The 15,490-nt window shown below is 27.5% G+C and carries 13 protein-coding genes and 1 pseudogene; 3 read left to right on the top strand and 11 right to left on the bottom strand.

Annotation, left to right across the window (positions count from 1 at the left end; genetic code table 11):
- Positions 1 to 15: 15 nt before the first annotated feature.
- The 6 genes and pseudogenes from Q0J90_RS01505 to Q0J90_RS01480 all read right to left on the bottom strand — a co-directional run bounded on the left by Q0J90_RS01505 (position 16) and on the right by Q0J90_RS01480 (position 5,251).
- Positions 16 to 258, bottom strand: a complete 243-nt coding sequence (locus tag Q0J90_RS01505; protein ID WP_008726607.1) for a KH domain-containing protein — start codon at positions 256 to 258, stop codon at positions 16 to 18.
- Between the two features lie 137 nt (positions 259 to 395).
- Positions 396 to 638, bottom strand: a pseudogene (rpsP, locus tag Q0J90_RS01500) (30S ribosomal protein S16); the annotation flags it as partial.
- Positions 639 to 659: 21 nt separating this feature from the next.
- A complete protein-coding gene (ffh, locus tag Q0J90_RS01495) occupies positions 660 to 2,015 on the bottom strand; it encodes a signal recognition particle protein (RefSeq protein WP_297276227.1) in 1,356 nt (451 codons plus the stop codon).
- A 107-nt stretch (positions 2,016 to 2,122) separates the two neighbouring features.
- A complete protein-coding gene (locus tag Q0J90_RS01490) occupies positions 2,123 to 2,968 on the bottom strand; it encodes a carbohydrate ABC transporter permease (RefSeq protein ID WP_297276226.1) in 846 nt (281 codons plus the stop codon).
- Positions 2,969 to 2,990: 22 nt separating this feature from the next.
- Positions 2,991 to 3,863, bottom strand: coding sequence for a carbohydrate ABC transporter permease (locus tag Q0J90_RS01485; protein ID WP_297276225.1), 873 nt, complete (start codon positions 3,861 to 3,863; stop codon positions 2,991 to 2,993).
- Between the two features lie 143 nt (positions 3,864 to 4,006).
- A complete protein-coding gene (locus Q0J90_RS01480) occupies positions 4,007 to 5,251 on the bottom strand; it encodes an extracellular solute-binding protein (protein WP_297276224.1) in 1,245 nt (414 codons plus the stop codon).
- Between the two features lie 168 nt (positions 5,252 to 5,419).
- Here Q0J90_RS01480 and Q0J90_RS01475 point away from each other — a divergent pair, with 168 nt between their 5' ends.
- The 3 genes from Q0J90_RS01475 to Q0J90_RS01465 are packed head-to-tail and all read left to right on the top strand — an operon-like array spanning position 5,420 to position 10,515.
- Positions 5,420 to 7,120: a restriction endonuclease gene (locus Q0J90_RS01475; RefSeq protein ID WP_297276223.1), complete on the top strand. Its 1,701-nt coding sequence runs from the start codon at positions 5,420 to 5,422 to the stop codon at positions 7,118 to 7,120.
- 27 nt (positions 7,121 to 7,147) lie between these two features.
- Entirely contained in the window at positions 7,148 to 8,833 is a 1,686-nt protein-coding gene (locus Q0J90_RS01470) for a restriction endonuclease (protein ID WP_297276222.1), read from the top strand.
- A gap of 23 nt (positions 8,834 to 8,856) precedes the next feature.
- Positions 8,857 to 10,515: a restriction endonuclease gene (locus Q0J90_RS01465; RefSeq protein WP_297276221.1), complete on the top strand. Its 1,659-nt coding sequence runs from the start codon at positions 8,857 to 8,859 to the stop codon at positions 10,513 to 10,515.
- Positions 10,516 to 10,575: 60 nt separating this feature from the next.
- Here Q0J90_RS01465 and Q0J90_RS01460 read toward each other — a convergent pair whose 3' ends face one another.
- From Q0J90_RS01460 to Q0J90_RS01440, 5 genes are all read right to left on the bottom strand, one after another.
- On the bottom strand, positions 10,576 to 11,448 hold the full coding sequence (locus Q0J90_RS01460) for a hypothetical protein (protein ID WP_297276220.1): 873 nt from the start codon (positions 11,446 to 11,448) through the stop codon (positions 10,576 to 10,578).
- A 69-nt stretch (positions 11,449 to 11,517) separates the two neighbouring features.
- The gene (locus tag Q0J90_RS01455; RefSeq protein WP_297276219.1) at positions 11,518 to 12,465 is read right to left on the bottom strand and encodes an EFR1 family ferrodoxin; all 948 of its coding nucleotides are present in this window, start codon (positions 12,463 to 12,465) and stop codon (positions 11,518 to 11,520) included.
- A 34-nt stretch (positions 12,466 to 12,499) separates the two neighbouring features.
- Positions 12,500 to 14,059: an NAD(P)-dependent oxidoreductase gene (locus tag Q0J90_RS01450; RefSeq protein WP_297276218.1), complete on the bottom strand. Its 1,560-nt coding sequence runs from the start codon at positions 14,057 to 14,059 to the stop codon at positions 12,500 to 12,502.
- 47 nt (positions 14,060 to 14,106) lie between these two features.
- Positions 14,107 to 14,421: a cell division protein ZapA gene (locus tag Q0J90_RS01445; protein WP_297276217.1), complete on the bottom strand. Its 315-nt coding sequence runs from the start codon at positions 14,419 to 14,421 to the stop codon at positions 14,107 to 14,109.
- A gap of 18 nt (positions 14,422 to 14,439) precedes the next feature.
- Positions 14,440 to 15,414 carry a hypothetical protein gene (locus tag Q0J90_RS01440; protein WP_297276216.1) on the bottom strand — a complete coding sequence of 325 codons (975 nt, stop codon included), beginning with the start codon at positions 15,412 to 15,414 and terminating at the stop codon, positions 14,440 to 14,442.
- Positions 15,415 to 15,490 lie beyond the last annotated feature (76 nt).

The raw sequence follows: 15,490 nt of genomic DNA, 5'->3' as shown, positions 1-15,490 counted from the left end.
TTGCATAAAAAATAATCAATTGTCAATAATCTCAAGCATTACACGTTTACCACTTTTCATGGAAGCTGCAAAAAGAATAGTGCGTAATGCATGAGCAATACGACCTCTTTTACCTATAATTTTACCTATGTCGCTTTGGTTTACTTTCAATTCCAGAATCGTACTCTTCTCACCCTCAATAACTTTAACACTTACACCTTCAGGCTCATCTACCAACTTTTTAGCTAAATACTCAATAAGCTCTTTTTCTTCCGTCATAGCACACTCCTTTATATATTATAAGACGTAAATTAAGCCTCACTTGATTCAGGCTTAGCTTGTTTACGATGTTTGCGTCTTTTTTCAGGATTTTTCAATGCTTTTCTCTTTTTGCGTTCAAGAGGAGCACCTTTATCTTTCTCCATCAAACCCTCTTTAACAAGAATACTTTTTACTACATAAGTCGGCTGTGCTCCGTTAGAAAGCCATTTTTTTACACTATCAACATTTAACTTATATAGGACATCTTTAGCTTTAGGATTGAACCAACCTAACTCTTCAATAAAACGACCATCGCGTGGAAAACGAGCATCTGCTGCTACAATACGATAATGAGGCTCATGTTTGCGACCTATACGTTTTAATCTTAACTTTACCACCTTTTTTTTCCTCCAAGTTTATTACATTAATTTATTTAAATCATCTATAGACATACCCATACCCTCTAAGGATTTTGCGAGCTTATCCATCTTTTTAGTGCTGCCCATCATGTTTTTCATCATAGTAAATTGTTTTATCAACTGATTTACATCATAAACACTTTGACCGCTTCCTTTAGATATTCTCATTTTTCTTGAGTTATTTAAAGGAAATAGGGCTAGTCTTTCTTTTTTAGTCATTGACTGTATAATAGCCTTATACTTTTTAAATTTTTCTTCTTCACGGTTTAATAGTTCTGTATCTATATTTGCCATTCCGGGAAGCATAGAAGTCATTTTGCTTATACCGCCCATTTTGGCAGTAGCTTCTATCTGTTTTAGGAAATCGTTATAATCAAAATTATTTTCTATAACTTTTTGAAGCATTTCCTGTGCTTCTTTTTCGCTTATAGCGGCACGGGCTTTTTCTACTAATTTAACTATATCTCCCATACCAAGTATCTGACCTGCTACTCTTTTAGGATCAAATACATCTATATCTTCTAAATGCTCACCTGTTCCCACAAATTTTACAGAGGAACCTGTTGCATATCTAAGAGATAATGCAGCACCGCCTCTTGTACCTGAGTCAAATTTTGTGAGTATTACTCCGTCTATTCCTATGTTGCTTTGGAAATTTTTTGCAACATCATAAACACTTTGACCTGCTGTGGAGTCAACAACCAATAACTTTTCTGTAACATTAGCAGAGTTTACAACACGTCTAAGTTCAAGCATCATTTCATCGTCTATTTCCAAACGTCCGGCTGTATCAACAAGTATCATGTTGTACTGCTCTTTTTTGGCTATAGCAAGAGCTTTTTTGAGTATTTTATATGCTTTTTTTTCTTTAGTGTCTATATGATATGGAACTCCTACCTCTTGGGCTAAAACTGCAAGCTGTTCCATAGCTGCCGGTCTGTGAATATCAAGACCTACAAGCATAACGCGTCTTTTATCTTTATAATATTTAGCTAATTTGGCAGAAGTTGTAGTTTTACCGGAACCTTGTAAACCGAAAAGGAGTGTGATAGTAGTTTTTTCAACAGGCTCTAGTTTTAACCCGCTTTCGCCTTCTCCTATCATATTAACTAATGTATCATGCACATCTGCTATGAATTGATTAGCAGGATCAACGCCTTCTAATTTTTCTTTTCCTATAGCTCTGTTAGTAGCTTCTTCTAAAAATTTATTAGCAGCTTCTAAGGATACATCGGCAGATAAAAGCGCTTCTTTAATAGTTATAAGGCTGTCTGTTATATCTTTATCAGACAAAACTTTTTTATCGCGTATTTTAGAGAATACGCCGGATATAGATTTTGTTAAATTACCAAACACAATAAAAAAATAACCTTAAATATATTATTTCCAAACCATATTATACACAATATATTTAAAAAGTCAATATTTTCAAAATTAAGTTTGTATGATGTATCAAATTTATGCTATTTTGTAGCTCCGCCTGTCATTCCTCGTACTAAGAATTTCCTAAATATTATTGCTAATAAAGCAGGAGGAAATATTGCTAAAAGTCCGGCTGCTGTTGTTATTCCATATTGTATGCTATCTTTTGATACAAATTCAGACGCTACTATTGATATCGGTTTTGTTGCGGCAGAGCTTGCTAATATAAGAGGTATTTGAAATTGACCCCAAGACATTAAAAAGACAAGTAAAAAGGCAGACATAATGATTGGGGCAGATATTGGAAGCATTATTCTAAATAATACATCTATTTCATTGCATCCGTCTATATATGCTGCTTCTTCTATATCTGAAGGTATTGTATCAAAATAGTTTGAAATCATCCAAGTATTTATAGGTAAAAATGATGTTACATATATAAGCGATAGAGAAAATAAATTATCAAGCAATGACATCAATGAGAACATTCTATAAAGAGGTATAATAGTTGTAAATGCAGGAATAGCCATGGATATAAGTATTATTGTTTTTACAACCTTTCTGCCCTTAAATTTCATTTTTGATATTGCATAAGCACATAGTATTGAACAAGGCAAACATAAAAATATTGTTATGAAAGCAGTTTTGATTGAGTTCATTATTCCTACAAAAAACATTTTTGATTGTCTGTCAGATGCAGTAAATAGTTTGACATAATTATCTATTGTAGGTTCTTTCGGCAGAAAAGTTGATGTGTTTTTAAACATTTCATATTCTGGGGTAAAACTTACAATTATAGCCCATATAATAGGACCTAATACTATCATTACAAAAAATATTACAGATATATAGTACAATAAATTTACTCTTTTATTTTTTCTTTTCATTTTATTCACTTTTTATTAATTTTTATATATATTCAATTTTTTTAGACATAGCTCTTATATAAAGCATTCCTAAAACACCAGCTGTAATCATAACTAAATATGTTAAAGAACTTCCGCGTCCAAAATCCAAAAATGAAAAAGTTATCATATAGTCTTCCAGCAGTATAGTTTTTCCTAAATTACTGTAGCCGGATATTGATATAACTTCATCGAATACATTAATAGCAGATATGGATGTAAATGTTAATATTATTCCTAATGCCGGCATTAAAAGCGGCAATGTTATTCTTATAAACATTTGAAATCTATTAGCTCCGTCTATACTGGCAGCATCATATACAGAATCAGGTATGGCTCTTATTGATGATAATAAAACTATAGTGCAAAATGGTATATTACGCCATGCTATAACTATTCCTACAATAAGCATTAAAGAATATCTGTTTGATAAATATTGTATTGGCTCTTCTATAATATTGAGATTATACAAAATTTTGTTTAAAAATCCGTATCCAGGATAAAATATCCATTTCCAAAGTATACCGTTTACTACAGGAGGCAATGCCCAAGGTATGACAGCTATAGCCATTAATATATTTTTTAATTTACTGTCAACATCTAAAATTAATGCAGATAAAAGTCCGAATAATACGCATATAATTATAACTATAATCATTATCATTATACTGTTTTGCAGAGAATACCAAAAGTCAAATGATTTTAAAGTTGCAATATAATTATCAAATCCTATAAACGATGTATCATTTGGTGCTGTTAATTTCATTTTTCTTAAACTATAAAAGAATGTTACTATTATAGGATATAATACAAAAACAGACATTATTATAAATGCCGGTAATATTAATATATATGGTAAAACTTTACTCTTTTTCATAATCCAAAAATATTTTGTAATTTTTATACAAATATACTTAAACTATTAAAATTTGTCAAATCAATAATTCTTTGATAGTTAATAAAATAATAAAAAAGGGTACTACTAAAAAGTAATACCCTATTAAAATTATATTTATGAAATTATCTAGCAGCTAATTCTTTTATTTTTGCATCCATTGTATCAAAAGCCTGTTCCGGAGTTTTTGTTCCTAAAACCATTTCATTAACAGCATTAAATATAGCTGTAGTCATTTCTGAATAGTAGCTAGGAACACCTTTAGGGAAAGGACTTGATATTAAAGTTGACTCTTCAAGCAAAGCTCCTGTATTTTTAAGTTTGCCTTCATTAATAAGTTCTTCCATAACAGAAGTTCTTGTAGGCATAGTATTTTGTACATAGTTTAATTGTTTTTGTATTTCAGGAGAATTAAACCATTTTACAAATTTCATAGCAGCTTCTTTATTTTTAGATAATTTTATAACTCCTACTCCTTCAGGAAGAGCAAAAGTTTTTGGAGAAGGTCCTGTAGCACCTGGAAGCAATATAGGTATGACATCTCCTACAACTTGAGATTCATTTGTATCTTGTACTCTGCTTACAAATGAAGTAGGTCCTACTATAAAGCTAGCCTCTCCTGAATTTATTCTTCTGTAAGCATCCATACCTGTAGAAGTTTTACAAGCAGGGTCTATTAAATTATCAACATTTACCATTTGATTAATAAATTGTAAAGCACCAAGTACAGCATCTTTATTTAAAGTTCCGTCTTCATTAAATACTATACCATATTTTGAATAAGCCATCCATATTAATGAAGTAGTACAAGATTCATCAGCGTTCAAAGGCATAGAGAAAGGATATTTAGTTACACCAGCAGCTTTTATAGCTTTTAAAGCAGCATAAACATCATCCCAAGATTTTGGAGCTTCAGCAATGCCTGTAGCTTCAAAATGTTTTTTATTATAATAAGCTAAGCGGAAATCATTAGCATAAGGAAGGGCTAACACTTTTCCGTCTATTATGAAAGGCTGTATTGAAGGCATAGCATCAATTTCTTCTTGTGTTAATTCTATAGGTTCAAGCCAATCAGCACTGTTAAATTCTCCTACCCAAGACCAATCAACTTCAACAACATCAGCGGCAGCAGTTCCGCCCGCAGCAGCAATTGATATTTTATCTCTTATATTTTCCCAAGCTATAACATTCATATTAACTGTAATTCCTGTTTCTTCTTTGAAAGCATTAAGCATTTCATCAGAAGGCACGGCCCAATCCGGTACCATTACAGTTATTGAATTTTCAGAAGATGTTTCTTGAGTTTTGCAAGAAACAATAAAAATTGCTGTCAATGATATGGCAATTAATAAAGCAATAATTTTTTTCATTTATTTACTCCTATTTTGTAATGATAGAAAAATATACTATATTAGTTATTAAAGTCAAGTAATTAGATAATTAAATTAAAATTAATATTAATATTTTGTTGAACTTTTAATTTTTTTGTATATGCTTTATAATATTATATATTTACAATAATAGTGTTGAGGATTGTTATGAATAATAATATTCTATACATTGCAATCGCATGCATATTTATAGTAGTATTATCTGCTACTATTATTATGATAAAAAATATATTCTCTAAAAAAGAGAATAATTCTCCAAAGAAAACTTCAAAAAATGTAAGAAAAAGAATGGAAGAGCTTAGAGAGAAAGTTTCATCTAATGTGAAAGATTTAGATTCTCTATGTGAGCTTGCTTCATTAGAAGAGGAATATGGAAACTTACAAACTGCTTTAGAAGAATATGAAGCTCTTATAGATGCAAGATATTTTTCTGATGATGCTGCGGAAGAAATAGAAATATATAAAAAACTTGAAAGCGGCTATAGTCAATTAAACAACAAAGAAAAAGTCTTGAAATATATGCTGATAATATCAAAATTGGAGCCTAATAATATTTATTATTCAATTAAGATAGCAAGTATTTTAGGTAAAGAAGGTAACTATCAAAGAGCATGCGATTATTTTAATAAGGCATTAGTTTCTAAAAATGAATTTGAAATAGATGAACTAAAAATAGCAAGTTTATCTTTTTTTATGATTAAAGATTATAAAAAATCTATTTTATTTTTAGAGGAATTATATAAAAAGTCTTTTAATCTGTTTAAAAATGATAAAAATAAAGATAGAAGCTGTATTGATAATTTAGAGACATTATTATTATCTATGTATGTATCTGCTGATGAGCTTAATAATGGTATTTCATTTGCTGAAAGAATATTATCTGATGATTTAATGAGCGATAATCATAAAATATATGTAAATAAAATTTATATGTTTATGTTATATAAATTATCTAATACTGAGAAATTTAATAAATTATATAAGGAATTGATATCTTATTATCAGTTAGATAAAGGAAATAGGAAATATGCAAGTATTATATTTGATTTTGGATTTTATTCATATTTCTTAAAAGACATTTCAGCATCTATAAAATATTTCAGTATATTAAAATCATTTAATATGCTTGAATTTAGTGTGTATTATTTAGATCAAATATTAAATTATTTGACAGAAGTAAATAAAGCATATGGACAGCTGAGCAAATTAAGAAGTGCAATGGGATTGAATGATGAAAAATATAAAAATGAAAGATATGATAAATATGTAGATAAAGATGCTATGGATACATGGGAAAAAGTTTTAGGTTTATGGGAGGCTTCTTTCCTTCATCTTGATTATATAACTTCATTAACAGAAATAGAAAAGACTATGGATATTGATAAGATATTATTAGATTTTGATGCTAATAAGAGTTCTTATGATACTGCAAAAGTAGGAAATATAAATGAAATAGATAAGATATATAAATTAAGCTATAGTAATTTTAAAAAATTGTGCCAGAATATAGTGCAAACAAAATTATCTTATTCTATATTACAGGAATATTCTGATAATATTATTAATTATGAATATGGAGATGAAGTTAATTTTTTAGCCTATCATATTAATAAAGGTAAAAAAGATTTAACTTTAATATCTTTTAAACGCTGGAAAAATACTGAAATTGGAGAATTAATTTTAAGAGATTTTATGCTTATGGTAGATGAGTCAGGTGCAAAGAGCGGCATATTAGTTCTTCCAGTTAGATTATCAAATAGTGCTAAAAGCTATGCAGCTCATAATGATAAGATAACAGTTTATTCCAGAAGTCAGTTTAATTCATTTTTAAAGATTAAATTTGTATAATTTTATTTTAGCGGAGATAAGTTTTGTATGATGGATGCTTATACTTATATTTTTATAGTACCTATATCTATTATATTTGTGATAGGTATTATTATATTTTTTAATTCTGTATTAAAAAAGAATGACTATTATTATAAACCTAAAAACATAAAAAAAAAGATGGAGGATCTTGAGAAAAAAGTTAAAGAAAATCCATCTGATTACAATTCTCTTTATGAGCTGGCCAACCTTGAAGAGCAGCATAATTTTTTAGAAAATGCTTTGAGTAAATATGAAAAATTAATAGAATCAGGCTACTTTGAAGGAGAAGAGGTAAATATATATAAGAAGTTAGAGAATATATATAAAAGGTTAGGTAATGAGGAAGAAAGTTTTAAGTATGTTCTGAAAATATCTCAATTAGATATAAAAGATAATTATTATTCATTAAAGACTGCTGTCATATTAGGAAGAGAAGGTGCTTATACTTTGGCTTGTAAATATTTTAATAGAGTTCTTAATAATAAAAGTGATTTTGAAATAGATGAATTAAAAATAGGTTCTTTATGTTATTTTGTAGGTCATGAGTATAAAAAAATGATTACTTTGCTTGAAGAGCTGCATAAAAGACTTAGCAGAAATATAAGCAATATTGAAGAAGATTATGATGAAATGGTATTAGTAGAAAAAATATTATTATCATTGTATATAGTTACAGATGAAATAAATACGGCTAGGAGTTTTGCTGAACATATTTTATCGTTAAGAAGTATTAATAATGATAAATCTTATAAATTTTTTGTTAATAGAATATATTTATATATATTATATAAATCAGATGATAATGATGCTTTTGAAGAGCTGTATAATAAACTTTCAAATGAATATAGAATAAGCGATATTGAAAAAGAAAAAATTAATATCATTTTAGATTTTTCTTTTTATAGCTACTTTATAAAAGATATTAACAGTGCTATTCATTATTTTGAGCATTTAAGATTATTTGAAGCACCTGAATTTGCTTCTTATGATTTTAATAAAATTATAAAATATTTATTAGAAATATCAAAGGCCTATGAGCAATTAAAAAAATCAAGAACTTCAATGCAATTAAATAATGATGAAAAATTTAAACATGAAAATTATGAAAAATATGTCAATAAAACATATATTGATATTTGGGAAGATAGTGTTAAATTATGGGAAAGTTCATTCAATAATATAGACGATGTATTTACATTGGTAGAAGCAGAAGGAACTATGGATATTGCAAAAATATTATCAGAATGCAATATAGATGAGACTACATCTTCCATAGAAAATAAAACTATTAAAAAAGTTGATAGAATATATGATATAACTTTAGCATCATTTAAGAGTATATGTTTTGATATAATACAAAATAAATTATTATATTCTGCAGTGCAGGAATATAATGAAAGTTCAATAACTTATGATTATGGGGATGAAGTTAATTATTTAGCTTTTGCTTCAAATAAAAATAAGAAAGATTTAACATTAATATCTTTTAAACGCTGGAGAAATACTGAAGTTGGAGAATTAATTTTAAGAGATTTTATAATGCTTATTGAGGAAGCTGGTGCTAATAATGGTATATTGGTATTGCCTGTAGAGCTTACAAATACAGCAAGAAGTTATGCTTTACATAATAATAAGATAAAAGTTTATACTAGAAACCAATTTAATTATATGTTAAGAGATAGTAGATTGTAATATTTATTTTAAGGATAACAGAAATGAATTACATATATATTGTCATTGCAGCTGCATTAATATTATTTATTGTTTCTTTGTTACTTATAAAAAAAATTCTAAGTAATAAATCTTCAAAAAAAGTTTCAGGAAATATTAAAAAGAAAATTGAGAAATTAAAATCCGCCCTATCAGAAAATCCTAAAGATTATATGTCTATGTATCAATTAGCATTGCTTGAAGATGAGATAGGTGAGAATGAAAATGCTTTAAAAAGATATGAGGAACTTTTGAATGTATCTTTTTTTCAGGGAAAAGAAGAAATTGATTTATGTAAAAAGGTTGAGGATTATTATGATAAAATAGCAAATAAAGAAATGTCATTCAAATATGCTATAAAGATTAGTAAGCTTGAGCCTAATAATATTTATTATGCAATAAAGGTGGCTTCCATACTTGGAAAAGAGAGCAGTTATTTATTGGCTTGTGATTATTTCAATAGAGTAATTCTTTCAAAAAGTGAATTTGATATAGAAAGTATTAAGGTTGCTATTTTTTCTTTCTTTAAAATAAAAGAGTATAAAAAATGTATTGTATTTTTAGAAGAGCTTTATAAGAGAATGGTTAAAAATAGAAATAATATTGACAATAATGAATTGAATAGTTTGCAAAAAACTCTTATATCAATGTACATATTATCGGATGAGCTTAATATTGCTAAAAATTTTATTGAGCAGATACTTATAGAAAACAATAATGAAAATCATTTATATTTTATTGATAAAATGCATTTATATATATTGTACAAATTAGCAGAAAATGATAAGTTTAAGGAATTGTATGATAAAATGTATATTAAATACAAGATTAAAGATTATAATAGAAATTATTATAGTTTAATATTGGATTATTGCTTTTATTCATATTTTTTAAAAGATATGCCATTTGCTATAAAATCATTTGAGGCAATAAGTAGTTTTGATTTACCTGAACTTAAAGTTTATAATATTAAAGGTATATTAAAATATTTATCAGATATAGACACGGCAACTTCTCAGCTTAATAAACTTAGAAGTGTAATGAAATTGGATAATTCAAAAAATGACAATTATGAAAGATATGTAGAAAAAGAAGATATTGAAAATTGGGAAAAATCTATTGATTTGTGGGAAGGATCATTTATTGATATAGATTATATATTATCATTAATGTCTGTAGAGAAAACTATCGATGTAGAAAAAATATTAGAAGAATTAAAAATAGAACGTAATCCAAGCAATGAAATGGATTTAAAAATAATAAAAAAAGTAGATAAAATCTATAATCTAAATAAAGTAGATTTCAAAAAATTATGTCAAAATTTAATACGTTCAAGATTGGCTTATTCTATAGGGCAGGAATATACTGATAATATTACCAGCAGTGATTATGGAGATGAGGTGAATTATTTAACTTATCATGTTAAAGGAAATAAAAAGGATCTTACTTTAATATCGTTCAAGCGTTGGAAAAAAATTGAGATAGGGGAATTAATGATTAGAGATTTTCTTATCATGGTTAATGAATCCGGTGCTAAAAATGGAATTTTAATAGTACCTGTAAAATTAAGTAATAGTGCTAAAAGTTATGATTCTCATAATGATAAAATAACAGTTTATTCTAGAAATCAATTTAATAATCTACTTAGGGATGAAAATCTTTAATTTATATAAAAAAACAGCAATAAAATAATATTGCTGTTTTTTATATTTATTTAAAAGTTATTATTTTAACATTTCTCTATTAACCAATTCGTTTGCAGGAACATAGTCATTAATAATTTGTGAGAATACTAGAGTATCAACGAATCCGCCTCTTTCTATTGATAAGAATAAGTCGTTGTATTCACTTTCAGGCATACCTAATTTTTTCATAGTTACAGCTTTATAGAATACAGCGTCATTAGCGAATCTTGTTCTAGGGTATTCTGTTATTACTCTGTCAAATAAAGATATAGCTTCTTTAAGCTGGTTTTCATCTGTAGAATAAGTTTGATACAGCATACCATTCCATAATAATGATAGAGGTTTAAATTTTTCTATTTTAGTTATTCCTGCTACCTTTTTGAAGCATTCATCTGCTAAAGCTATATTAGATTTATTACTTTTGGAAAGAAAATAATGAACAATTCCTTTAAATTGATATAAATGTCCAATATCAACATCTGAAGGCAAATTATTAAAATCTAATTTATTAATATAGTTTAGAGCCTGAGTATATTCTTTATTTGCTATCATAACTCTAATTTCTCTAATCATCAAAGGGTCATCTTTAGAAGTCCAAGGGCTGTAAAAAGTATCTACAGTAGCTTTTATAGGTCTTCTTTTTGGAATTGTATTATCCTTTTGAGGAGGCATGTTATTATTAATTTGTGTATTTTGATTAGGATTAGAAATATTATTGTTTTGATTTTGACTTGGTATGTTATTATCTGTTCCATTATTTGTCTCAATTACAACATCATTGTTAGTGGAATTTTGGTATTCCTTTTCTATTTCATTTATATAATTTTCTTCTATACTATTCTGATTTTGTCTTTTACATGACATTGTAAAAACTAGTAATATGACTATTAAAATGGACAATGACTTCTTCATCGTTTTCTGCTCCAAAACTATTTTTTATGTTTTTCGGAAACTATAAAAAAAGCGTTAGAACAAATATTATCAAATTGAAGTTATGTAATTTTCTATATTATTGAAATATGATTTTTTTCTATATTCTTCATTGATATTTTCAGCATAATTATGTATTTTTTTATCAGCATCTGCAAAATATCTGTCATAGGCTTTTTTGCAGTAATTATCATGCTTGCTTTTTATACCTGTTGGAGGATTTTCAAATTTATAAACCCCATTAACTCTCCAGCCATTTAGTATGCCTATAGTTATGGCATCAACAGGACATCTGAAAGCACAGCTTGTACACATTACACATTTATTTTTGAACTTAATATCACCTTTTTCATCATTGTATATGTTATTAACAGGGCATTTTTTTACACATAAATTACAATGCGTACAGAATTTTTTAACTTTGAATAAATTACCATTAACTTTCATGGCAGGATGCTCTATTCTAAATAAAAATGCTATAAATCTTCCGAACGGAAATTTCTTTAAAAAACTTTCTTGTCCATCTAAAACTTCATTAGCTTCTATTACGCATAAAGCCTTAGCTGTTTTCCACATCTTAGCGGCAAATTCATCAGTATGTCTGAACATTATATTATAAGGCATTATATAATGATATTCATTTGTAAGTATATACCCTTTTGGCTTTAATCTTGCCATTAAAGGTTCTGAAGATATATTATTAATTGTTAAAGGCTCTCCGGAAGTTTTTATAATAAATATCTTCTTATTATCCAGCTTTGGAAATAATTTTATTAAATCAAAAATAGGGTAGGGAGCGTTAAATCCATGTATAGGATAAGCAATCCCTGCATAATCATAATTTTCGGGACTAGGCATATTATCAAAATTATCGCCTACATTATACAGTAAAGTTTCAACTCCGTTTTCTTCAAATATTTTTTTATATTCTTTAGCTGTTTTTTCAGTGTTTCCAGTTCCTGAGAAACAATATATTACAGCTTTTTTATTTACAGACATATTAATTACCTTTTTATTTAATACCTCAAAATATTTAATCTATTTTTTTATAATGTGCCTTAAAATCTTCATCGAAATAATAAAGCATATTTTCATCTTTTTTATGCGAATCATACCAAACCTGAGCAAAGAAAGTATTTTTCTTAGAAAGCATATCAAAATTCCAAGTATAATCAGGCATGCATTCCATACACCAATGTCCGGCTTTTATAACAGTAAATGGTGAAGCCTCAAATTCATGTCCTTCTGCACAAGCCCATTTTAATTTTGTATGCAAATCGCCTTTAGTCATGCTGGTGCTTAAAAGTTTACCGCCTCTGAACTCTGCTGCTTTTTTAAGATCTTCTAAATCTATTTCGCTGTCTTTTTTACTTTCATCATAACCATGATTTAATAGCTTGGCATTTTTTATATCAAGCAAATCTTTATAATCTATATAATTTCCTTCAAAATCTTTATTTTCAAATAGTAAATTAAAATCTTCCCATTTTTTAGGCAGATTATCAAAATTTTCTAAACTTCCAAATGTTGCTATAATCTTACCGTCCTCTCCGTTTTTTCTCCAATATGTAGGCGAATTAGGGTGTGATAACAGCCTTTGAATAGCAAAGAATGATATTAAAGAAGGAGGTACTATTTTTCCAAATGCATAGTACCAATGTGTTTTTCCTATCTCATTCCAATAATCTATAACAGATTCTTTTTGATATGAGAATAATTCTTCTAATTTGTACCCGTCATAGTACCAGAGGCCATGGAAATTTCTCGTAGCATTCCAATTAGGCTTCATGTATTTTTTTGTAGAGCCTCCAATTAATTTAAATCCGTCATTGAATGTATCATAACCTACTAATCTGTTTTCAGCCTTGCTTCCTAAATTGAAACAACCTTTCCAAAAATAATTATCTAAATTACCTTTTATATCTTCTTCAATAATTCTTTTCATTAAAAGTCCGCTGTCTCTTGCGGTTGCCCATTCAAGCGGAGCATTATAACAAGTATGAAACATTAGTCCATCACTCATATTATCAGTAAGCATTCTGCTGTGAAGCATTGCTGTTTGTCTTATTATAGCCCTATGCTCTAATGATGAATCAAGTACATATCTTTCGCCTTTTAATTTAGAAAAGGAATATGCATCATAAGGGCTTATTAATAAAGGATCTCCGACTCTTCCCCAAGGATGTTTTTCATTGCGGTTTCCGTAAAGAGCAACTGTTGATATATGAACAAGTTTAGGGCGTTTTTCTTTCGGCATTGATTCGATTAAATCAACTAAATGCATTACTCCTACATAATTTGTTAAATGTGCCAGCTTTGGAAAACTATCTGATTTAGGGGGAATAACTGCGGCCAAATTAAGTACATAATGGCAGTCTTTTATTAATTTTTCACAGTCATCTCTCTCGTATATATATCCGATTATAATTTCTATTCTTTTACCATATTGTTTTTTAAATTTGTATGCGGCTTTTTCACTTTCCTTTCTAATTAGAACTTTTACAATTTCAATTTCTTCTATTTCCATTAATTGTTTTAAAGTTTCAAGCCCCATATTTCCTGTAGCACCTGTTAATGCTATATTATACTTCATTTTATTACCCTTTATTTATAATTTTTTAATAGAGATTTTTTTAAACTTTATTTATTTTCTTTAGTTTCATCTATAAGTTTTATAAGTTCATTGCTTCTTGAGGCTATGCTTTCTTTTAATGCTGATAGAGTATCTTTTCCTGCTTTGCTGTTTGCTATCTCTCTTTTTAGAAGGTCTGCTATGTTAAGGCATGCTAATATTGCTATAGTATCTTTTGGATAGCCGCTTCCGTAATGTTCTGCTATATCATTCATGCTTTCATTTACAAAATCTGCAAGCTCTTTTAAATATTCTATATTTTCTTCATTAGATTTAATATTTAAAGTTCTGCCGTATATTGTAACCTCTAAAGAATTATCCATAATTATTACCTGTTTATATTATTTTGATTCATTATCAAAAAAGAAGTCTTCTTCATCATCATCACCAAACATATATTGATCATCTTCATTTATATCAAATTCGTAATTATCTTCTTTATTTTCATTTAGTTCTTCAGATTCTTCATCATCTTCTTTTTTTGTTTCTTTTACTGCTTTATTTTCATCTTTTTTTATATCATCATCCCAGCTTGAATCGGATGCATTAGAAAACGGATCTTCATCTTCTGTTACTTTAACATTTGATGCTGCTTTGACCTCTTTTACTGTTTCATGCTTTTTTATTTCTTTTACTTCAGATATTTCTGAAGAGCTTTCTCTATATTCTTCATATTCACTGTCAAATATGTTATTGGAATTATCACTAAATGGATCCATATCTTCTTCTATATTTTCTACAGCATTAACTTCTTTTTCTGCTGCTTTCACTTCTTCAGCATTATTTATTTCTTCTTTCTTAATTTCAGCTTCTTTTATTTGATTATGAGTTTTTTGTATATTATTTGATTTTCTTACACTATCTATTTTTTCTATAAGAATGCTTAGATTTTCTTTTAACTGTTCATTTTCTTTTGTAAGAGTTTCTATAGCTTTATTGGCATTTTCTAGTGCTTTTTTTATATTATCATTTTCTTCTATTAATGTTTCAGAATCCTTTTCAATACTTTCCAAATTAGATTTTAAAGAATCTCTTTCTATTCTAGTTGCTTCTAACTGTTTTATTAGATTATCTTTTTCTTCTTTTATAGAGTTATAATTATCAGTTACATTTCTTTTATCAGCTTCAAGTATTGTTTTTTCTTCTTTTATAGAAGAGAGATTTTCTTTTATTTGATTTAGTTCATTAATAGCTTGTTCTTTTTCTTTTGTTAATTTGTCTATTATTTGTAATAATTCTTTATTATCTGATGATACTGTTTGGTATTCATCTAAAAAATCTTTAATTTTTTCTTCTAAAATAGCAAACTCTTTCAATTTTATACTCCAAAAAAATGCTATTTAAAATTATATCACATATAAAATCAATTGTCAATTTTTTATTTATATGATA

It is taken from the genome of uncultured Brachyspira sp. (genome assembly GCF_944390595.1).
Lineage (GTDB): Bacteria > Spirochaetota > Brachyspiria > Brachyspirales > Brachyspiraceae > Brachyspira.
This window is presented reverse-complemented; position numbering and strand designations above follow the sequence as displayed.

Coding starts and splice junctions, on each gene's coding strand:
- Q0J90_RS01505 (WP_008726607.1), bottom strand. CDS start 258: ATGACGGAAGAAAAAGAGCTTATTGAGTATTTAGCTAAAAAGTTGGTA.
- Q0J90_RS01490 (WP_297276226.1), bottom strand. CDS start 2,968: ATGAAAAGAAAAAATAAAAGAGTAAATTTATTGTACTATATATCTGTA.
- Q0J90_RS01485 (WP_297276225.1), bottom strand. CDS start 3,863: ATGAAAAAGAGTAAAGTTTTACCATATATATTAATATTACCGGCATTT.
- Q0J90_RS01480 (WP_297276224.1), bottom strand. CDS start 5,251: ATGAAAAAAATTATTGCTTTATTAATTGCCATATCATTGACAGCAATT.
- Q0J90_RS01475 (WP_297276223.1), top strand. CDS start 5,420: ATGAATAATAATATTCTATACATTGCAATCGCATGCATATTTATAGTA.
- Q0J90_RS01470 (WP_297276222.1), top strand. CDS start 7,148: ATGATGGATGCTTATACTTATATTTTTATAGTACCTATATCTATTATA.
- Q0J90_RS01465 (WP_297276221.1), top strand. CDS start 8,857: ATGAATTACATATATATTGTCATTGCAGCTGCATTAATATTATTTATT.
- Q0J90_RS01460 (WP_297276220.1), bottom strand. CDS start 11,448: ATGAAGAAGTCATTGTCCATTTTAATAGTCATATTACTAGTTTTTACA.
- Q0J90_RS01455 (WP_297276219.1), bottom strand. CDS start 12,465: ATGTCTGTAAATAAAAAAGCTGTAATATATTGTTTCTCAGGAACTGGA.
- Q0J90_RS01450 (WP_297276218.1), bottom strand. CDS start 14,059: ATGAAGTATAATATAGCATTAACAGGTGCTACAGGAAATATGGGGCTT.
- Q0J90_RS01445 (WP_297276217.1), bottom strand. CDS start 14,421: ATGGATAATTCTTTAGAGGTTACAATATACGGCAGAACTTTAAATATT.